Source organism: Streptomyces sp. NBC_01723 (genome assembly GCF_036246005.1).
GTDB lineage: Bacteria > Actinomycetota > Actinomycetes > Streptomycetales > Streptomycetaceae > Streptomyces.
This window is the reverse complement of record NZ_CP109171.1, coordinates 2,735,474-2,754,984: the sequence shown is the minus strand read 5'-3', so window position 1 is coordinate 2,754,984 and position 19,511 is coordinate 2,735,474. Positions and strand designations below refer to the sequence as shown.

Annotated in this window: 17 protein-coding genes; 4 read left to right on the top strand and 13 right to left on the bottom strand. The window is 69.2% G+C overall.

What is annotated here, in order from left to right:
* Positions 1-103: 103 nt before the first annotated feature.
* From OIE75_RS12770 to OIE75_RS12735, 8 genes are all read right to left on the bottom strand, one after another.
* Positions 104-2,173: a hypothetical protein gene (locus tag OIE75_RS12770; RefSeq protein ID WP_329470898.1), complete on the bottom strand. Its 2,070-nt coding sequence runs from the start codon at positions 2,171-2,173 to the stop codon at positions 104-106.
* A gap of 22 nt (positions 2,174-2,195) precedes the next feature.
* On the bottom strand, positions 2,196-2,564 hold the full coding sequence (locus OIE75_RS12765) for a hypothetical protein (protein ID WP_329470897.1): 369 nt from the start codon (positions 2,562-2,564) through the stop codon (positions 2,196-2,198).
* 133 nt (positions 2,565-2,697) lie between these two features.
* The gene (locus OIE75_RS12760; RefSeq protein ID WP_329470896.1) at positions 2,698-3,618 is read right to left on the bottom strand and encodes a hypothetical protein; all 921 of its coding nucleotides are present in this window, start codon (positions 3,616-3,618) and stop codon (positions 2,698-2,700) included.
* A gap of 386 nt (positions 3,619-4,004) precedes the next feature.
* Positions 4,005-4,730 carry a DUF4839 domain-containing protein gene (locus OIE75_RS12755; RefSeq protein ID WP_329470894.1) on the bottom strand — a complete coding sequence of 242 codons (726 nt, stop codon included), beginning with the start codon at positions 4,728-4,730 and terminating at the stop codon, positions 4,005-4,007.
* A gap of 439 nt (positions 4,731-5,169) precedes the next feature.
* Positions 5,170-5,469, bottom strand: coding sequence for a hypothetical protein (locus tag OIE75_RS12750; RefSeq protein ID WP_329470892.1), 300 nt, complete (start codon positions 5,467-5,469; stop codon positions 5,170-5,172).
* Positions 5,466-6,197: a GntR family transcriptional regulator gene (locus OIE75_RS12745; RefSeq protein ID WP_329473975.1), complete on the bottom strand. Its 732-nt coding sequence runs from the start codon at positions 6,195-6,197 to the stop codon at positions 5,466-5,468. The genes OIE75_RS12750 and OIE75_RS12745 overlap by 4 nt, the downstream gene beginning before the upstream one ends.
* 8 nt (positions 6,198-6,205) lie before the next feature.
* Positions 6,206-6,430 (bottom strand): hypothetical protein, encoded by a 225-nt coding sequence (locus OIE75_RS12740; RefSeq protein ID WP_329470890.1) that lies wholly within the window; start codon positions 6,428-6,430, stop codon positions 6,206-6,208.
* A gap of 532 nt (positions 6,431-6,962) precedes the next feature.
* The gene (locus tag OIE75_RS12735) at positions 6,963-7,241 is read right to left on the bottom strand and encodes a hypothetical protein (RefSeq protein ID WP_329470888.1); all 279 of its coding nucleotides are present in this window, start codon (positions 7,239-7,241) and stop codon (positions 6,963-6,965) included.
* 79 nt (positions 7,242-7,320) lie between these two features.
* On the opposite strand from OIE75_RS12735, the gene OIE75_RS12730 reads away from it, so the two are divergent.
* Positions 7,321-8,076 carry a GntR family transcriptional regulator gene (locus tag OIE75_RS12730; RefSeq protein ID WP_329470887.1) on the top strand — a complete coding sequence of 252 codons (756 nt, stop codon included), beginning with the start codon at positions 7,321-7,323 and terminating at the stop codon, positions 8,074-8,076.
* A gap of 56 nt (positions 8,077-8,132) precedes the next feature.
* Here OIE75_RS12730 and OIE75_RS12725 read toward each other — a convergent pair whose 3' ends face one another.
* Complete coding sequence (locus OIE75_RS12725) at positions 8,133-8,675, bottom strand: DUF4262 domain-containing protein (protein ID WP_329470885.1); 543 nt, start codon at positions 8,673-8,675, stop codon at positions 8,133-8,135.
* A 234-nt stretch (positions 8,676-8,909) separates the two neighbouring features.
* Here OIE75_RS12725 and ettA point away from each other — a divergent pair, with 234 nt between their 5' ends.
* The 3 genes from ettA to OIE75_RS12710 are packed head-to-tail and all read left to right on the top strand — an operon-like array spanning position 8,910 to position 11,671.
* Positions 8,910-10,574, top strand: coding sequence for an energy-dependent translational throttle protein EttA (gene ettA, locus OIE75_RS12720; RefSeq protein ID WP_307012147.1), 1,665 nt, complete (start codon positions 8,910-8,912; stop codon positions 10,572-10,574).
* Between the two features lie 6 nt (positions 10,575-10,580).
* Positions 10,581-10,991 carry an acyl-CoA thioesterase gene (locus OIE75_RS12715; protein ID WP_125494004.1) on the top strand — a complete coding sequence of 137 codons (411 nt, stop codon included), beginning with the start codon at positions 10,581-10,583 and terminating at the stop codon, positions 10,989-10,991.
* A complete protein-coding gene (locus OIE75_RS12710) occupies positions 10,988-11,671 on the top strand; it encodes a hypothetical protein (protein WP_307012146.1) in 684 nt (227 codons plus the stop codon). The genes OIE75_RS12715 and OIE75_RS12710 overlap by 4 nt, the downstream gene beginning before the upstream one ends.
* A gap of 51 nt (positions 11,672-11,722) precedes the next feature.
* Here the strand turns inward: OIE75_RS12710 and OIE75_RS12705 are convergent, their stop codons facing one another.
* From OIE75_RS12705 to OIE75_RS12690, 4 genes are all read right to left on the bottom strand, one after another.
* Positions 11,723-12,685: an ABC transporter ATP-binding protein gene (locus OIE75_RS12705; protein WP_307012145.1), complete on the bottom strand. Its 963-nt coding sequence runs from the start codon at positions 12,683-12,685 to the stop codon at positions 11,723-11,725.
* Between the two features lie 79 nt (positions 12,686-12,764).
* Positions 12,765-15,515, bottom strand: a complete 2,751-nt coding sequence (locus OIE75_RS12700) for an FtsX-like permease family protein (protein WP_329470881.1) — start codon at positions 15,513-15,515, stop codon at positions 12,765-12,767.
* A 109-nt stretch (positions 15,516-15,624) separates the two neighbouring features.
* The gene (locus tag OIE75_RS12695) at positions 15,625-18,930 is read right to left on the bottom strand and encodes an FtsX-like permease family protein (protein WP_329470879.1); all 3,306 of its coding nucleotides are present in this window, start codon (positions 18,928-18,930) and stop codon (positions 15,625-15,627) included.
* Between the two features lie 165 nt (positions 18,931-19,095).
* Positions 19,096-19,509, bottom strand: a complete 414-nt coding sequence (locus OIE75_RS12690; RefSeq protein WP_122620074.1) for a globin — start codon at positions 19,507-19,509, stop codon at positions 19,096-19,098.
* Between the last annotated feature and the right edge of the window lie 2 nt (positions 19,510-19,511).

The following is a 19,511-nucleotide window of genomic DNA, read 5'->3' as shown; positions in this document are numbered from 1 at the left end:
CATACGCGCGCGTGGTCGGTGGGCGCAGCCGCCATCGTGGCTGACTTTCGTCGGCTGAGGTTCGTTACCACCCTTCATAAGACGGCGTGCAGGTTGACCGAGCCTAGTAATCCATAGGATCATCACCCGACGCCGGCTGGATCAGCCGTTTGTTGCCAAGATCGATGACATTCGCTTGTGCTGCGCCAAGCATCGTGGAAAGCGCGGTCACTGAAGCAGCAGACGTGGCGATGACCTGATCACCAACATCAGAGCAACGAGCGAGTCTACGCAGCGTCGCTCTGAAATGATCCTCGTCGAGTTCATGCTGGCGAGGCTCATCGAGCATCAGAAAGCCTGGATGTTGCGTCCCGAGAGAATTTGCCACCTCACGAATACCATTGAGATAAGCAATCTTCGTGCGCACCACGTCGCTTGCACTCGCATCCGTGTCAAGGTTTAGACCTTCTCGCTCCGGACGCAGCGTCTCCTCATCAATGCTCACCAAAGTTGCACCGTAGCTACTGAACCCGAAGTCAGTTAGCTGCTCTCTAACCACTCTTTGCAGCATGTCGCGGCGCCGGTCATCTTCCCGGGGCGTGACATTGGGTAGATCAGAGAGCTTAGAGCGCACCTCAAAGATGGAGTTCGCCAGGTCTTGCATTTCCGCGAGTAGATCGTCAACCGCATCTCGGACGCGATTGAAATCAGAAAGCCGCACCTCCGCAGCGACACGCCTTGCAATGTCACCAGAGCTGGGAAAGTCCTCAGGTGCAACCAAGTCTTCCTGAAGCGCCTTGATCTCCGTTCGGCAGACATCCACGGCTCTTTGAATTGCCCGATATGATGCTCGGCTTTCGGTCGCAGCCTCTTGAGCCTGCCGTCGCATCTCCTCGAATGTCCGAGCCTGGGAGGAAAGCAACGAGATCGTAGCGTCGACATCCAGCACTGGGCCCACTTGGCCGGCCTCTACGTTTGCTAGAGGCTGGTGGCAGGTTGGGCATTCGGCGTCGTCGATTTCAAGCACACCACTCGAGGCACCGAGTCTCAGCAGAGTCTTGATGTCCTGGTTTTTGACCTTCTCATCTGCCAGTGCATTTATCCTGCTATCCAGGATCACGACTTGCTTCTCGTTGAGCGTGAGATTCTGTTCCACAATCTTCGCTGTTGTGGATAGACGCGTAAGCTCCCTTTGTTGCTCTGCAAGTCGTTCTTGAATCAAGCCCTGTCCGACTTCAACCACCTGCGAGGGCTCTGACGGAGCGGCAGCTTCCTGGAGATGTCGCAGAACCTCTTCGTCGCTACGCCATTCTTCATCCACGAGAACTTGCAATCTCGCCTCACTTGTTACTGTGGGACGAGTAGGCCTTGAGCCGGTCCGGCTTCGAGCTCCGACTGGCAATTCTGGCAATCCTACAACCCTGCCACCAGCCGCAGCGGCTGTTGCTTCAACGGCAGCTAGTTTGCTTCCCCACTCGCTGCGCAGTTTCTTAATCTTGTCTTCGAGACGATACCGCTCCGCTGCGGTTTCAGGACCAGTGAAGCCAAGAAGGAACTCTGCAGCGCGGCGAGTCGGTTCGCGCAGCTGATATTGCGTGACTGGTCGAGGCCCTGCCGACCCCCATGCTCGCTGATCGGCATACAAGAAGGGGAAAATGATCTCCGGGTAGAGGAGAGCCTCTCCGCCCGTATACTTTGGAATGGCAGGCAATTGCCAGCCTAGATAGGAGGCCAGAAAACGATGGAATCCCCTCGGATTCTTAGCTGCCCCCGACTCCCGTACAAAGAATTCTTCCTGCCGCTGCCCGGTAGGGTCCCCTGTAATAGCAGGCCCATGCCACACCCGAACCAGGTTCGGTTGCACTCGGCTGTTCTTGACGGCTCTCTGTGCCGTGATAATTCCGTTTTCATTCTCTAATTCCACCGCACACCAGCTAGAGTGCACGGCGATTGCACGCTCGGGTTCTCCGTAGGAAATCTGCGTCGTCAGGGCACTGCCGAGCGAAGTGCCCGCGCTAGGGCCAAACATGGATTCGAGACCCAAGGCGTAAACGACAGCCTGCAGGGATTGTGTTTTCCCGCGACTGTTACTCGCCCGCAAGATATTCAAGCCCGACTCGAAAACAATAGTCGCACCTGCTGGCCCAGCCGCGCTCCTGACTCGAAGTTTGACTGCTCGAATCTTGGTCTTCATCTATGCCCATCCCCTAAAAACACTACAGGCTGCGCGCAAGCCGTCGGGAGATCGCCGCATCACTGAGCTTCCCAAATTGGTGCAGATAGTCTTTCTCGGCCCTCATCAATTCGTCGTCTGCCACAATCTGCTGCGCGAATAGAGCTCCGGGCGGCTGAAGCGTCACGCGGGAGTTGTTCGCGCCAGTCAGGCGGATCATTCCGCGAATCAGGCCAACATTGAGAGCGACGGAAAGGTTGGGGTCGGATCTTTGGGTGACTGTATTGGCATACCTCGTGCCCAACCACCAGGACACCAGCATCTGGCCGCTGCGACGACTCTGAAGCGACCAGGTAAATAGCTGGAGATTCTCAATGCTGGCGCTATTTCGATTGAAAGAGTTGAGCACCAAGGCAACCTGGGCAAGTTTATAAGTGACTCGGGCATCCGCTGGAATCGGCCGAGGTTGACTCCGAAACGCAATCCGTGCGTGCACGAGCTCGTCATTCGCACCCAAGAAGCCAGCGGTAGTCATTGAGCTCCCCCTAGGATGCTAGTTCTTCGTAGAAGTCAAGCGGGCACTTCATGAGCCAATCAGCGACCTGCCCTTGAGCCAAGGTGCGAGAGTCACTGGAAGAAGTGTCGGGAGCGCACTTCTTCACTCGTTGCTCCGTCTCAATCAGAACCTTTTGCAGCTGAGTAGCTGCACGGCTTTCGTCTAGGACGAATTCCATTACCAAACGCTGCTCCAAGTCATCCAACTCAGACTCAAGCAACGCGTGAATCTCCGTGTAATGATCTTTAATGTATGCGCGAAACTCCTGGCTATTCAGATATGAGTAGAGCAAGCGCCGTACATAGTCATTTCTGCGCGACTCATCGCGCAGACTGTGAACCTTTGCAAGCTTCTCTCGCATCTTATCCACATCCCCACTCTCTACGGAGCTATAGTCCGGCTCCGCAAGGGGTGGCAGGTGCATGCGGGCAAGCTGCGCGTTAACCACCTTCTTATAGCTAAACTCGTAATCTTCCATCGTCTGGCAAATGACATGGATATCGGGATCGGCATACGTCAAGTCCGCTTCACGGACCCTCTTGGTCTGGCTTGCACAATGAGCTGCGAGGTCCTTGCTGTCGATGTAGGGGCACAAAATAATCCATCGACTAATCTTGACATGCTCCCCGAAGAGCTTTTTCAGCTTGTCGGAGTTACTGATGAACTTGCCAACGTCAACAGTCGTTTTCGCCCGCTGCTTTTCGTAACGCTTTGATGTCGTCAGTGGCTCATCCGGGCTGTAGCACTGAAACAAGTGACCGCTTAGCGTGTACGCCTCAAGACCATGATCACCCCCCTTGTCGGGGACCACGACGAGATCGGTGCCGTGGTGCACCCTGAGTACCCGTGTGCACAAGTCCTGCCACTCTGCGCCACTGAGGCCGATCAAGCCATGCATGCTCTGATCCACAATCATGAAAGTAGCTGGCCACGTGAGGGGTTGTCTCGGGTGTCAGCCAAATCGCCTGCTCACTGTCCGGGTTTGCGTACATACACTGGGTGTGGACGGGGCTTCGAAGAAGCTTCACTCTGCTCCGAGCGAGCCGGCAGCGGCACCGTCAGCCGCTCTGAGGGTGGGTGAACGCTGTCGCATGGCCTATGCGTGTACTGACTCCGGCTCGTCGATCATCCGGAAGCCCGTCACCTGCGCATGGACGCTGAAGCGCAAGGGCCTCCGGAGCCGTGTTCGCAGGCTCAGTCCCACCAGGCATCAGATGCAGGCCGTCAGGAGATGCTGATGACGGAGCTGATCGGCCGGGCACGCTGGTCCGGTGATGACGCGGCTGCTCATCTTGACTACCGGACTTCCGTCGAGACTGGGTCAAGAAAGAAGAGGCACTGGTCCGCGTTGAACTCGCCCACCTTCGCGACGAAGCGGAACTTGTCGCCTGTGCCGACGGTGGCGGGAATCTTCTTGCCGGTCAGTCTCAGGTCAAAGGCGCTGACGTCCTGGTACTTGAAGGCCGGGCCGGCCGTCGTGTTCGGTCCCTTGTCGCCTGGGCCCAGGAGGAAGTCGTAGCGGGTGTCGTAGTTACCGTGGGGCGCCATGTTCACGATCGAGCCGTTGAACGCGACCGTCTTGCCCTCGTGCTTGGTCGCGAAGTTCAGGTTCGCGTCGTCGCACGAGTCCGCCTTCAGTAGCGCCGCGAATTCCGGGTTGTTCTGAGACGTGATCATCTCAGCGGCAGCCGAATCGGCCACGGTCGGAGTCGGCGTCGCGGCAGGCTTCTGGCTCGCGGCGGCCGTCGACTTGTCCGACTCGTCCTTCCTATCGCCTCCGCCGCTGAGTGCAGAGGCAGTGCCGATGACGATGGTCAGGGTCACGAGGACGCCGGCAACCGCGCCGATTAGGAGCCACGGCTGCGGCTTCTTCGGTCGGCGGAAGTTCAGGGTGGAGCGAAGCGGGCCCTGGGCCTGTTCCGCGAGCTCCCAGCCGTCCTTCTGCATCTTCGAGATCACCAAGCCGTCGGTGCCGCGAACTGTCTGCACGGTCTTGTACTCGTACTTGATGTCGTCGGCCATGCGGTTTAGTGCCCCCCAAGTGGACTGCTCATATCAACTGCCTCGCGAGCATATGGGACTCCGCGAGGAACTCGGCATCACCTGTTGAGCCTGGTGCCGGCCGTCATCGTCGTTGGGTGGAGACGGGTGGCTGCCAGGCTGGGAGCCCGCACCACAACCGCACCAGACCCAGCGGGGAACGACGGGAGTCACGGTGAAATCTGCCCAGCCGCGGAGACCGGAGCCCAGCCGTACGCCCAGGTCAGCTCCCCAAAATGACCCATAGTTCCGCAGCTTCCCAAGCTGAGGGCTCACGGTCAGAAGCCCACGGCATCTGAACTGCATCAGCCCCGTGGGCTTCTTCAGGACCGCTGGATAGCAAGCGCTGACCAGTTGGCGGGATTCCCTCCCTCTGCGTGTCAAGGAACGTCGATGCAGGTAACCGCTCTTGGTGGCTTCTTTAGGGGCGGGGTCCGTCGACCGCCAAGAGGTGACCGCGGCTGGTCGCGACGCGGAGAACGTCCCGGAGAGCCCCGCTCAGCTCCTTCGCCAAGCGCCGCATCTCGTCAAGGGCCACATCCCGGTCGTTGAGGGTTTCGGAGGCTTCCTCCAGTAGCGCGGCCGCCGTGCCGAGTTGGACTGCCTCGATGTTGTCCGCCAGGCGGGACATGTAGCTGCCTCGTTCATCGGTGCTCAGGTAGCAGGGCTTGCCTTCCGGGCCCGACCACGGGAGGAGTCGCAGTTCGTTCGGTGCTGTCACCCCCTGCTCTGCCTTTCGTCGATTTCGTGGTGGGTGGTGAACACGGCGTCGACTCGATCCCCCGGGAAGGCCAGAAGCGTGGCTTCGACGACGCGGCCCGTGGAGTCGGTGGCGATGCGAGTGATGGATAGGACGACTGACGCGATGCCGATCCGGAGGGCCGAGGCTTCGTCCGGTGTCGGGAAGCGAGCGCTCACCGTCTCTCGGGCAGCAGTCGGGGGTGGAGCGAGGAAGGCGAACCTTCTGGCTGCCTCTCTGGATGTGGAGGCGTCGTCGAGTGCTTCGGGCGGGACCAGGTCGTGCGGCATGTAGACGCGCGCCAGGCCGTGTGGTGACACACCTTCGCGGCTGAGGCAGGTGAACTCCACGACGGGGCTGCCCGTGGGCACCTTCAACAAGGTCGCCAAGTGCGCTTGTGCCTGAACCGCGGTGCTGCGGATGGTGACGCGCAAGTCCGGTTCGGCGGCGGTCCACGGGTCCAGGGTGCCCCAGCCGCCGATGTACATGATCTTGCGGTAAGGGCGTCGGACGAAGTTGCCTTTGCCGTGGATCTTCTCGACGAGGCCTTCCCTCTGGAGCACGGCGAGTGCTCTTCGCAGCGTCACCGTGCTGATCCCGTATCGGTCGGCGAGGGCAGCCTCGGATGGAAGGCGTTCGCTCGGCAGGATGCGGCCGGCTGTGATCTGCTGCCGGAGGTCGTCGGCGATGTCGAGGTGGCGTGAGCGCATGGAGCCGGTCACCGCCTTCTCAGCATTCGCACGGCGACGAGCCGGGTACGCGCATGTATGGTCAGCAGTTCGCCCGACTCGAAGACCAGTTGCTTCGCTCCCTGGGGGAGTTGGAAGAGGTCTCTCACCCGGAAGGCATGGCCGCCGAGTTGGATGATGTCGCCGCGCTGCACGGTGGTCGCGGTGACCTCGATGTTGGAGACCAGCGCACCGCCGGGGGCATACGCCCTCACTGCGTCACCCCCAAGGCTGCGGACGGGTCAACGCCCGAGTGGCACGGGCAGTCGCACGCCTCGCAGATCACCGGGATGCCAGCCGGGACCGGCTTCGGGGAGGCGTCTGCGCAGATGTGATGGGTACCGATCCGGCATGCAGTCGAGCGATAGGCAACGGGCGAGGCGTCTGCGATGTGCGGTTGTCGACGATGCGGCATCAGTGCGCCCCCGTCAGTGCTGACCAGGCGTCCGCCGAGAGGTGAGGGGCGATGACCATCGCACGTGTCCGGACGCGTCCTTCCATCGCCAGGACGTACGGGCGGACCAGGGCCACGTCGTCCTCTCCTCTGAGCAGGGTTAGGTGCGATGCCGCGTCGTCGCCTGTGTGGCCCAAGCCGGGGGGCGACGTGCCATCGGGCCTACGAGAGCCGGGAAGAGGTGGAGGAGGAAAGGCGGGCACTAACGGCCGGCGGTGCCTGCCCCTTGGAGAGTTGCGCACCCTAGTGAGAGAGAAGGCGCGGCGGATACGGTTGAGCACGCTGTTCAGCTCCTATCGCTGATGGCTCGGTCCCCCGACATCGCCCGTCGTGGGGGCCGCTTTGCGTACGACCGCCCATAAGGTGCGGTCGTTCAAGCTGGTGGCCAGGAGCCCGAATCGGTCGGCCTCAGCCACCACGTCCAGGACCTCCCGCCATGACTCGGCGGAGAGCGTGTCCGGCACCTCCGCTTCCATCGATGTGTGCTGGTGCTGTTCCTCCACTCGCGTGGAAAGCCCGAGGGCGGACAGTCGGGCGGCGATGGCCGCCGCGCTAACTTCCGAAGCGGGCACAGGGCAGCCTCCGTCATCCAGCGATCACTTTGAGTGAAGCTAGTTAACTAGATTAGAGCTAGTGGACTAGATTTTCCATATGCCTGAGCAGCCGCCCTATCTCCGCATCGCCGACGAGCTCCGGCGGCGGATCGCGGAGCACCTGTGGGAGCCAGGAGACCGCCTGCCTTCCCGCGCGCAGATCGGCCAGGAGTGCGGTGTCGGTGAGAACGTGGTCCGTCGGGCGCAGGAGCTGCTGATCTCCCAAGGTGTGCTGGAGGGCCGAGCCGGGTCGGGTACCTACGTCGCCGAGCCCCGGCAGCGGGTCCGCGTGGTGCGGTCATCGGCGCGCGAGCAGCCGAGCGGGTCGCCCTTCCGGGCCGACATGAAGGCCGTGGGCAGGCAAGGGGACTGGGAGAGCCGGACGGACGCCAAGGTGCCGGCGCCCGCAGACATCGCGGCGCGTCTCGGGGTCGACGACGGTGAGCTGTGCGTGCGGACGGTGTACGAGTTCCTGGCGGACGGCAGGCCAGTGCAACTGTCGACGAGTTGGGAGCCGTACGACCTCACAGCCGGCACTCTCGTCGTTCTTCCTGAGGGAGGGCCGCATGCTGGAGCGGGCGTCGTGAACCGTATGGCCGCGATCGGCATCACGGTCAGCCATGCCGTGGAGCAGCCGGAGCCGAGGCAGGCGTCCGCCGAGGAGGCGTCGCTACTCGGCATCCAGAAAGCCGCACTCGTTACGCACATCCGGCGGACCTACTACAGCGACGAAGGTCGGCCCGTTGAGACGGCGGACATTGTGGTGCCCGCGGCTCACTGCGAGATCGTCTACGAGATCCCGATCAGCCGTTAGTCGCGTAGCGCGGTGCCGGGCTTGCTTGGCTCAGGGCAGGGGCCAAGCCGGCGACCTCAGCCGAGGTCGGCCCAGGGCCCGCTGGTCTCGGCCTTTGAGATCCACAGCTGAGGCTGACTCGTACGGCAGTACTCCTGCGCCTGGTCGTCCCAGGGGAACCGGCCTTCCTTGTCAGGCCAGAACAGTTGCATGACCGGAAGCGGAGGGGCCTGGTAGAAGTCGAGGCCGGCGCCGATGAAGTCCCGGTACCAGCTCGGGTGCACCCGCCGGACGGCCACCGAGAAGCCGTTCAGGATGTCGTCGCGCCGCTGGTCGGATTGCAGAGGGTGGCCGTTGCGGATCTCTCGTCCCGCGACGTTGAGGACGGACATCATCGTCTCGACCCGCAGGCCGAAGACGCAGACCTCAGGGCTGCGCAAGGTGTGCCACAGGCCGATCGAGTAGGCCCAGTCCGCCGGCGCCTCTTCCCCGACTCCGACGCCCATCACGTGCCAGCCGTGGTCGGTGACGTTCGCGGCTATGCGTCCGTCGCGTTCGTCCAAGGCCGGGGCTTCGGCAGGGGGCGCGCACAGGAGGCAGGAGCAAGGGGAGTCGTCCACCCGAGGAAGGTTACGACGTCCTTGATCACGGCCACTGCTGGGCCGTCCCTGGGCCGTGCGAGGGTGCCCGAGGCCGATCGACGGCGACCGACAGTGACAGGTGAGGCTCCGGGGGCATCCAGGAAAGGCCAGGTCAGGAGCCCCGCAGGGAACGCGTTTCCTCCCAGGGGTGGCGGTGCGGCAAGATGGGGTGTATCTGCCCACTGCCTGATTCAAGCTGCCGGACGGTTTCTCTTGGCTGAGTACATTTACACCATGCGCAAGGCGCGCAAAGCGCACGGCGACAAGGTGATCCTCGATGACGTCACCCTGAGCTTCCTGCCCGGCGCGAAGATCGGCGTGGTCGGGCCGAACGGTGCCGGTAAGTCGACCGTGCTGAAGATCATGGCCGGGCTGGAGCAGCCGTCCAACGGTGACGCGTTCCTGTCGCCGGGCTACACGGTCGGCATCCTGCTGCAGGAGCCCCCGCTGAGCGAGGACAAGAACGTCCTGGAGAACGTCCAGGAGGGTGTCGCCGAGGTCAAGGGCAAGCTCGACCGGTTCAACGAGATCGCCGAGCAGATGGCCACCGACTACTCGGACGCGCTGCTCGAGGAGATGGGCAAGCTCCAGGAGGAGCTCGACCACGCCAACGCCTGGGACCTCGACGCCCAGCTGGAGCAGGCCATGGACGCGCTGGGCTGCCCGCCCGGCGACTGGCCCGTCGCCAACCTCTCCGGCGGTGAGAAGCGCCGCGTCGCGCTGTGCAAGCTGCTGCTCGAGGCGCCCGACCTGCTGCTGCTCGACGAGCCCACCAACCACCTCGACGCCGAGTCGGTGAACTGGCTGGAGCAGCACCTCGCCAAGTACGAGGGCACCGTCGTGGCCGTGACCCACGACCGGTACTTCCTGGACAACGTCGCCGGCTGGATCTGCGAGGTCGACCGCGGCCGGCTGCACGGCTACGAGGGCAACTACTCCAAGTACCTGGAGACCAAGCAGACCCGCCTCAAGGTCGAGGGCCAGAAGGACGCCAAGCGGGCCAAGCGGCTGAAGGACGAGCTGGAGTGGGTGCGGTCGAACGCCAAGGGGCGGCAGGCCAAGTCCAAGGCGCGTCTCGCGCGGTACGAGGAGATGGCCGCCGAGGCCGACAAGATGCGGAAGCTGGACTTCGAGGAGATCCAGATCCCGCCGGGCCCGCGCCTGGGCAACGTCGTCGTCGAGGTCAACAACCTCAGCAAGGCCTTCGGCGAGAAGGTGCTCATCGACGATCTGTCGTTCACGCTGCCGCGCAACGGGATCGTCGGGGTCATCGGCCCCAACGGTGCCGGCAAGACCACCCTGTTCAAGATGATCCAGGGCTTCGAGGAGCCGGACTCCGGGCAGATCAAGGTCGGCGACACCGTCAAGATCTCCTACGTCGACCAGAGCCGCGAGAACATCGACCCCAAGAAGACGCTGTGGGCCGTGGTCAGCGACGAGCTGGACTACATCAACGTCGGCCAGGTCGAGATGCCGAGCCGGGCGTACGTCTCCGCCTTCGGGTTCAAGGGGCCGGACCAGCAGAAGGCGGCCGGGGTGCTCTCCGGCGGTGAGCGCAACCGGCTCAACCTCGCGCTCACCCTCAAGCAGGGCGGCAACCTGCTGCTCCTCGACGAGCCGACCAACGACCTCGACGTCGAGACCCTCAGCAGCCTGGAGAACGCCCTCCTCGAGTTCCCCGGGTGCGCCGTGGTCGTCTCCCACGACCGGTGGTTCCTCGACCGGGTCGCCACGCACATCCTCGCCTACGAGGGCGAGTCCAAGTGGTTCTGGTTCGAGGGCAACTTCGAGTCGTACGAGAAGAACAAGGTCGAGCGGCTCGGCGCGGACGCCGCACGTCCGCACCGCGCCACCTACAAGAAGCTGACCCGGGGCTGATCGATCTTGCGGCACATCTACCGCTGCCCGCTGCGCTGGGCGGACATGGACGCGTACGGCCACGTCAACAACGTGGTCTTCCTCCGCTACCTGGAGGAGGCACGCATCGACTTCCTGTTCCGCCCGGAGAAGGACTTCAAGCAGGGGTCTGTGGTGGCGCGCCACGAGATCGACTACAAGCGGCAGCTCGTCCACCGGCACCACCCGGTCGACATCGAGCTGTGGGTCACGGAGATAAGGGCGGCCTCCTTCACGCTCACCTACGAGGTCAAGGACGGGGACGTGGTCTACGTCCGCGCCTCGACCGTGATCGTGCCGTTCGACTTCCAGACGCAGATGCCCCGCCGCATCACCGCTGAGGAACGGGAGTTCCTGCGGGAGTACACGGACGACAAGGAGGAGGCCGTCGCCGCATGACGGTGCTCCATCTGGCCGACGAGGGGGAGGCCGCGGATCTCGCGGCCTTCCTCTCCCGGCTGCTCCACTACGACCGTTCGGCCGCCGTCCGTCTCCAGGCGGCCGGTACGGCTCTCGCGGTCTTCGGCCGGCCTCCCTCCTTCGAGGTGCTGGCCGTGCGCGCCGTACGGCTGGCCAAGCCCTACGAGAACGGACTCGACGTCACGCTGGACGTGACCGTTTCCGCCGGTGAGCTGCTGGAGACGGTTGACGAGCAGTCGGCCACCGCCGGTGTGCCCGGTGCGGTGACCGGGCCGCCGTGGGCCGGGGTGCTGCCCCCGCGCGGCGGCTGGCGGCCCGAGCCCGGACTGCCCGCACCGGACGCCCTGCGCGCGCTGGTCGCCGCCGCGGTGGCGGAGTTCCGTTCCCGCACGGGGGAGTTGGCGGCCGAGGCGCGTACCCGGGCCGAGCTGGACCGGATCGGCCGCGACATCTGGTCCCGGACGGTCGGCGACACCGGGCTGCCGGTACGGGCCGTGCACGCGGCCCAGTCACTGGGGTTCCTGCGGCCCGGGGCTCGGTCCGCCGAGGACGCGCCGGGTCTGTTCTCCTCGGGCGCCTGGCTTCGGCTCCGTACGCCCTACGGGTCCGTCGCGCTGCGCCGGGCGGGCACCGGCGCCCTCGGCATCAGCGTGCGCTGAGCCGCCCCCACCGTCTCCCGGGGCGGCGCCCCCACCGTCTCCCGGGGCGGTTCAGTCCCGGTCGCTGTCGTCGGGGCGTACGGCGATGTGGTCCGCCTCCAGTTCCAGGGCGACGCGGTCGCGCATGCCGAGGGCCGCGGTGTAGTCGGCGGGCAGCTGGAGCCGTCCGGCGCGGTCGAGCATGGCGTACTCGCGGGCCACCACCGTCTCGTGGCCGGTCGCGGCGTCCACCTCGCTGCGGCGCAGGACCTCCGTGGAGGTGCGGCCGTCGCGGATGGCCACCGTGCGGCGGACCTCGCCCGCCACCGCCTGGTCGTGGGTGACGATGACGATGGTGGTGCCCAGACGCTCGTTCGCGGTCCGGAACGCGGCGAAGATCTGTTCCGCCGTGTGGGAGTCCAGCTCGCCCGTGGGCTCGTCGGCGAGCAGCACCGAGGGCGCGCCCGCGAGGGCCACCGCGATGGCGACGCGTTGCTGCTGACCGCCGGACATCTCCCGCGGGCGGCGCTCGCGGCAGTCGGCGACGTCCAGCAGCTCCAGCAGCTCCAGGGACCGCTCGGCACGGGCCCGTCGGCCGGTCCGGCCGCGTGCGCCCGCCAACTGCATCGGCAGGGCCACGTTCTGGGCCGCCGTCAGGTACGGCAGCAGGTTGCGTGAGGTCTGCTGCCAGACGAAGCCGACCACCTCGCGGCGGTAGGCGAGGCGGTCCTTCGCGGTCATCGTGAGCAGGTCGCGGTCCGCCACCCGGGCCGCCCCGGCGGTGGGGGTGTCCAGTCCGGCGAGGATGTTCATCAGCGTGGACTTGCCGCTGCCCGAGGCACCGACGAGGGCCATCAACTCGCCCTCGCGGACCAGCAGGTCGAGGCCCTGGAGGGCCTGCACCTCCACGCCGTCCGCGCTGAAGATCCGGACCAGGCGGTCGCAGGTGATCAGCGCGTCGTGGCCGTAGGCGGGCCGGTCGCGGGACGCGGTGGCGCGGTCGGCCAGGTCGGCGAGGGTCGGGTTCGTCGTCATCGTGCCTCCTGCGCGGATGCGGCTCGTCGTCCAGGGGTGCCGGTGGGGGAGCGGTCCTTCAGACCCGCCGGGGATGCCCTCACCGCGCGTCCCCCGCCCTCAGTTCGGTGACCGACCCGCGCCGGCCCGACCACCACGCCTGCACCCCGGCGACGCCCACCGCCACCACCAGCACCGCGACCGCCGGCAGGGCCAGCGACCACGGGTCGGTGCGCAGTTCGGCGCGGCCCACCGGGGACGCGGCACCCGCCAGGGCGATCGTGGTCAGGTCGAGGCCGGGGGCGAGCAGACGGATCGCCGCCCAGCCGGTCAGGGCCCCTCCCGCGGCGGCCAGCACGGCCTGGGGGAGGGACTCCAGGACGAGCAGGCGGCGGCCCTGCGCCCGGGTGAGGCCCATGGTGCGCAGCCGGGCCAGCAGGGCGGCGCGTTCGGGGGCGGCGCGCAGCAGGGAGAGCAGCAGGGCGAGGACGGCGTAGCCGGTGCCCGCGACGACGGCACCGGCGTAGACGCGCTCGGCGCCGGACTGGAGGGGCGAGTCGACGTACCGGTCCCGCTCCTCGGACCGCAGCTTCACCGCACTGGCCTCGGCACCGGCGTCGTCACCCGCCGCACGGCGCAGCGCGCCCGCGTCCACCGGGTCGCCGGTCAGCAGCAGTACGGTCGGGCGCGCCGCCTCGGCGGAGAGTCCGGCCCGGTCCACGACCAGGAAGTCCTCACCGGAGACGGCGGGGGTGCGGTCGCGGACGAGGGCGATCCGGACCGTGACCGAGGTGCCGTCCTCCACGCGGATCCGGAACCGCCCGGTGCCGAACCGTTCGGCGAGGGACGGCGAGGCCAGCGCCCGCAGCGGCTCCTCGGAACCGCCGCGCCGCCTCAGCTCCTCCGCCTCGAAGGCCCCCAGCCCGGTCTCCGCCGCGAGCCGCGCGTAGGCGGCCGGGTCCACACCGGCCACCGGCAGGGTCTGGCGGCCGTCCGGGCCCTTGGCCTGGTAGCCCAGTCCGACCTCGACCACGTCCCGGACGCCGGAGGTGCCGCGCACGCGGTCGGGCAGGCCGTCCTGGAGCGGCCCGGTCTCCTCGATGCGGGCGTCGGCGCCGACGGTGAGCAGCGCCGCCCGGTCGCGGGCGTCCGTCACCCCGGCGAGGACCGAGCCGCCGAACGCGGCCGTGGTGAGCGCGGTCAGCAGGGCGAGGAGCGGCAGCACCGCCGAGACCGACGTACGGCCCGAGCGGGCCAGCGCCAGGTGGCCCACCGCGCCGCGCAGGCGTCCCGCCGGGCGGGCGAGGTGGCGCAGGGGCAGAGGGTACAGGCGCACGAGCACCAGCGCGGCGATCACCCCGACCAGTACCGGTGCCGCCGACACCAGGTCCCCGCCGGTGCCGGACGCGCCGCGCCGACGCAGGGTCTCGACCGCGCCGAGCGCCAGGGCGACGGCGGTGAGTTCGGCGACCGTACGCCGCCGGGACGGACGGGCGGAGGCCACGTCCCGGCGGCCGTCGTGGACCCGTACGGCGCGGTGCGCGACGGCCGCGCGCAGGGGCAGCGCGGCGCAGGCCACGGTGGTGACCGCGACGGCCGCCCAGACGGCGGGGGCGAGCCGGCCACCGGGCAGCGCGAACAGGGCGGCGGCGAGGCCGAGGGCGCCCGCGGGCAGCGCGACCACGGCGGTCTCGGTGAACAGCCGCCCCGCGACGCCCCGCAGGGAGGCGCCGCGGGCCCGCAGCAGGGCGAGTTCGGCGCGGCGGCGGTCGGCTGCCAGGCCGCCCGCCATCAGTAGCACGACCCCCGCGACCGTGCCGGCCCCGGCGGCGGCGACCGCGACCAGCGGGCCGATGCCCGACCGCAGTCCGTCGAAGGCGAGGGCCGTCTCGTCCAGGTCCGTGCTGACGTCCGCCAGCGGGTCGACCCCCGAACGCACCTCGCGCAGGCCCGGCCCGGACTCCAGGGCGGCGACGGCCGAGGTCAGCCCGTCCACGTCGTGGGCGTGCAGCGCGTCGGTCTCGGGGGCCAGCTGCCAGTAGCGGACGGGGGCCCCGGCCGTGCCCAGCAGGGCGGGACCGGCGTCCGGGGCGAGCAGCAGCGTGCCCAGCCAGTAGCGTTCGCGGTCCGCGCCCGCCGCCCCCGGCACCGTCATCAGCGACGGCTCGCGCAGCACGGACTGGGTGGACCAGTAGGCGCCGTCGGGGTCGCGCGGGGCGAGGACGCCGGTGATCCGGACGGTGAGCGGGGCGCGTTCGACGCCGGGCACGTGCAGGACGGAGCCCACCTTGATGCGCAGCGTGCGGGCCGTCTCGGTGGTGACGGCCGCCTCCAGCGCGCCGGTCGCGGCGGTCACCGGGGCGCCGGTCACGGCCGGCAGGCGGCCGGAGTCGATCCGGGCGTGGTCGCCGAGGCCGTGCTGGGCGGCGAAGTAGAACTGGGCCGGCAGGCCGCTCGGCTGCGGCAGCCAGGGTTCCGGCACCGGGAGACCGTCGGTGGTGCGCACCCCGTACGTCGACTGCGCCCGGTCGACGGCGAGCGGAGCGCGGCGGTCCACGGCGGCGACCGCCTTGGCGTACCGCCGGCCCAGCGGGTCCGGGCGCAGCGACTCCTCCCGCTCTCGCGGCGAGAGACCGAAGTCGGGCTGCGGGGCGACCACCAGCACGCTGGTCCGGTCGGGGCGGGCCTGCGCCAGAGCCCGGTCGAGGCCGGCGTCCGCGTACCGGTCCAGTGCCCTCGGGAAGGCGGCGGCCAGACACGCGGTCAGCGCCACCAGTACCGCGAGGGCCCAGGCGGCACCGGGCGCGGCCCGAAGCCGGGTGCGGACCCAGGGAGCGCTCACCGGTCTCAACGCGCCTCACCTCTCCGTCGTCCCTGTCCCGTGACGCGCGCTCGCGCGGTGGACGCGGTGGACGGGGCGCTCGCGCGGGTGGCGGCCCCCGCGGCGGGGCTAACGTGGATCACCGCGCCTCACCTCCCTGCTCGCGCAGCGCCGACGCCGGGTCCGTGCGGCGCAGGGCCAGGGCCGCCGTGACCAGGAGGGGCGTGACGGCGACACCAGCAAGGAGGAGGGCGACCCGGCCGGCGGGCAGGGCGACCAGCACGTCCGGGACCGGGTGGGTGGCCTGCGGGGTGAGCACGATCAAGGGGATCACCGCCCGGGTCAGCACCGCGCCCAGGGCCGTGCCCACCAGCAGGGCCAGGACCAGCAGCACCGCCTGCTCGACGGCGACCGTGCGGGCCAGCCGACGGCGCGGGGCGCCCAGGGCGCGCAGGATCGCGAACTCGGCGCCGCGTTCCCGCAGCGACCCCGTCGCGCTCACCGCGAACCCGACCGCCGCGAGCGCCGCCGCCACCCCGGCCGCCGCCGTGAAGGCCGCCTCCGGACCGGCGCCGAACGGGTCGTCGCGCAGGCCCGCGGCCAGTTCGTCGCGCACGACGACCTGCGAGGGCTCCAGGTCCGGGAAGGCGCGCAGCGCCGTGACGACCCCGCTCGTGCCGCCGGGTTCCGGACGCAGCCACCACTCGGTGGGGGCGAGGGCCTCGCCGTGCTTCACCTGGAGCACCCGGTTCACGGACGGCAGGTCGAGCAGCAGGGCGCCGCCGTCCTTCGTCGGGGCAGTCGGGGTCGTCGCGTCGGGCGCGGCCGTGGTCGGCAGGGCGCGGACCGAGCGCACGATCCGCACCGGGAGGCTGTGGCCGTCGAGCGGGACGTCCACGCTCTGTCCGACGCGGGCGCCCGCCGAGTCGAGGTACCGGTCGGTCGCGACGGCCGTGAGCCGCGGCGGCGCGGGCTGTACGACGTCCAGGCGCAGCGTCACCGTCGACGGCAGGCCGAACAGGTCGGCGGGCAGGTACCCGGTGCCGTACTCCACCGAAGGGGGCCCGGACGGGGCGAGCCGGGGCTTGGTCGGACTGGTGTCCGCGTCCGGTGACGAAGCCGACCCGTCGCCGCGCGCCGAGGCGGTCCAGGAGCGGGGCAGGGCCGGGCGCCGCACGGTCCCGTCGGCCGCCGTGGCGGTCAGCTCCGTCAGCGTCAGGCGGTGCCGTTCCGCACGGCCGGCCGGCTGGGCCGTGACCAGTTCCACGCCGGTCACGGTGAGCGGGCCGCCCGGGGAGACGTCCAGCTCCAGCGTGTGGCGGCGGCCGTCCGCGGGCAGCTCGCCGGCCGGCAGCCGGAAGGGGACGCCGTAGCGGTCCCGCACGGTGACCGTCACGTCCGCCGGTCCCGTGGCGCTCTCCCCGCCGCCGCCCGGGCCGCCGCGCAGGGTGGCGGTCACCCCCAGCCGTACCGTGCCTGCGGGCACCTGCGCGCCCGCCGCCGGCTCCTCGGTGCCCAGCGGGGGCAGCAGGGTCCCGGCCGGTTCGTCGGACAGGTCCGGGCGCAGCAGCAGTGTGCCCGCCGCGCGCCCGGTGTCCAGCGCCAGGACCGTCGCCGTGCGGTCGGCGGACAACTGCAGCGTGGAGCGCGCCGCGGGGGCCACCTCCCGTACGCCCTCCACGTCCGCGTAGGTCTCGGTGCGGCCCGGGCCCACCGAACCGGTGGCCAGGACCCGCACCGAGGCCCCGGCCTGGAAGTCCGCCTGATCGTCCTGCGAGCGCTCCCAGGAGGTGCCCTGGCCGATCGCGAGCATGCCCAGGGCCACCGCGAGCACCAGCAGCAGCACCGGACCGGCGCCGCGCATCGGCCGGCGGCTGAGCTGCCAGCCCGCCAGCGCCGAGGTCAGCCCGCGCCCGCCGGCCGCCCGCCGCTCGGCCAGCCGCGCCACCGGCGGCAGCAGCCGCAGCGTCAGCACCGTCCCCGCCAGCAGGGCCAGCGCGGGCGCCGCCACGAGCAGCGGGTCGATGCCGAGGGCCCCGGAGCCGTCGCCGCTCACCGCGCCCGAGGTCTGCCGGGACAGCTGCCAGTAGGCGACGCCCGCGACCACCAGCAGCCCGACGTCGGCACCGGCGCGCAGCGGGGCGGGCAGCGCGCGGACGCGGCCCCCGGCGTTCAGCGAGGAGGCCAGGGCCGGAAGCGTCACCGCCAGCGCGCACCCGAGGGCCGCCGCACCCGCCGTCAGCCACACCCAGCCGCCGCCCCAGCCCGGTACCTCGAGCCGCAGCCCGATCCGGTCCAGCGACCCCTGGCCGGCCAGCAGCCGGGTCAGCGGCCCGGCGAGCAGCGGCGCGAGGAGCAGCGCCGGGACGGCCAGCAGCAGCGCCTCCAGCGCGGCCAGCGACCCCAGCCGCGCCCGGGAGGCGCCGCGCGCCCGCAGCAGCCGCCGCTCGGCCGCGCGCTCGGCGCTCAGCAGCCGGGCCACCAGCAGCAGCGCGCACCCGGCGAGCAGGGCCAGCTGGAGGGCGACGACCAGCAGCGTGGAGCGGGAGACCAGCAGGGAGCGGTCGAGCCGGTCGAGCACCTCGGGCAGGGAGGTGGTCGCCGCGGTGGAGCCGCTGAGGACCGGGCGTCCGCGCAGCCACGCCATGCCGCCCCGGGCAGCCTCCCGCAGCTCGTCCGTCCGCCCGGCCGTCACCGAGGAGAAGTCGGCCGTCGCCAGCCACCCCGAGGGCCCCGCGCTCACCGCGCCCCCGGCCGGCACCCCGGGGGCGGCGAGCAGCGGGCCGTACGTCGTGAAGCCGCCCTTCTTGACGCCGCGCCCGGCGAGGTCGTCCAGCCGCCAGTAGGGGGCCGCGGCGTCGGCGGGCCGGTACAGGCCGGTGACCTCGACGACCACGTCCGGGCCGTCGAACCGGTCGGCGAGGCTGAGCCGGGCTCCGGGCCGGAGGTCCAGCCGCTCGGCGGCGGCCGTCGGCAGCGCGGCCTCGACGGCCCCGCCGCCGCCCTTCCGCGGCAGCCGGCCCTCGGTGACGCGCACCTGCGCCGGGTCCAGAGCCGCGAAGTAGGTCAGGTCCGGGTCGTCCGAGCGCTCGCCGGGCGGCCGCAGCGTGCCGGGCAGGCTGTACGCCCCCGACCGCGCCATCTCCCGGACGGTGACCGGCAGTCCGCCGAAGGTGTCCCGGGCGCCCTCGCGCACGGTGCGGTCGGCCTTCTCGCGCCCCTCCTCGGGCACGTCCGCCTTGACGACCAGCGCGGTGTCCGCCGCGTTGCGGGGATCGGCCAGGGCGTGGCGCAGGGCCGCGTCGCCGACCGCGCCCGAATAGGCGGTCAGGGTCGTCAGGACCGCGGTGGTGAGCAGCACGGTGAGCAGGGCGGCGGCGAGCAGCAGGCGGTGCGCCCGCGCGCGCAGCAGCACGAACCCCGCGAATCCCCCGTACCCCGCCACCCGGCCCCCCGCCGATGTCGTCCAGACCTCTCGGCGATGCTGTCAGAGGGCGAGGTACGGAAGTAAGCGCCTGGGGCTCGGACTTGACCGGATCGTGACCGGAATCCGGCGTCGAGCGACCGGAATCCGCCCGTCACCCGTCCCGGGCACCCATGGACGGACCGGTCAGCCGGCGGTGTTGACCATCGAGGCCGCCGCGTACGTCAGGTACTTCCACAGCGTCTGCTCGTGCTCCTCGGAGAGCCCCAGCTCGTCGACGGCGACGCGCATGTGCTTCAGCCAGGCGTCGTGCGCCGCCTGGTCCACGGCGAAGGGAGCGTGGCGCATCCGCAGCCGCGGATGCCCCCGGTTCTCGCTGTACGTCGTAGGTCCGCCCCAGTACTGCATGAGGAAGAGCGTGAAGCGCTCCTCGGCCGGACCCAGGTCCTCCTCCGGGTACATCGGCCGCAGGATCGGATCCTCGGCGACACCCTGGTAGAAACGGTGGACGAGTCGGCGGAAGGTCTCCTCCCCGCCGACCTGCTCGTAGAAGGTCTGCTCCTGAAGCGTGCCGCGCCGAATCTCATTCACGTCGTCCATGG

Excerpts from the sequence above, each read along its gene's own strand:
- OIE75_RS12770 (WP_329470898.1), bottom strand. The coding sequence starts at position 2,173 with ATGAAGACCAAGATTCGAGCAGTCAAACTTCGAGTCAGGAGCGCGGCT.
- OIE75_RS12755 (WP_329470894.1), bottom strand. The coding sequence starts at position 4,730 with ATGGCCGACGACATCAAGTACGAGTACAAGACCGTGCAGACAGTTCGC.
- OIE75_RS12745 (WP_329473975.1), bottom strand. The coding sequence starts at position 6,197 with ATGCGCTCACGCCACCTCGACATCGCCGACGACCTCCGGCAGCAGATC.
- OIE75_RS12730 (WP_329470887.1), top strand. The coding sequence starts at position 7,321 with ATGCCTGAGCAGCCGCCCTATCTCCGCATCGCCGACGAGCTCCGGCGG.
- OIE75_RS12710 (WP_307012146.1), top strand. The coding sequence starts at position 10,988 with ATGACGGTGCTCCATCTGGCCGACGAGGGGGAGGCCGCGGATCTCGCG.
- OIE75_RS12705 (WP_307012145.1), bottom strand. The coding sequence starts at position 12,685 with ATGACGACGAACCCGACCCTCGCCGACCTGGCCGACCGCGCCACCGCG.
- OIE75_RS12690 (WP_122620074.1), bottom strand. The coding sequence starts at position 19,509 with ATGGACGACGTGAATGAGATTCGGCGCGGCACGCTTCAGGAGCAGACC.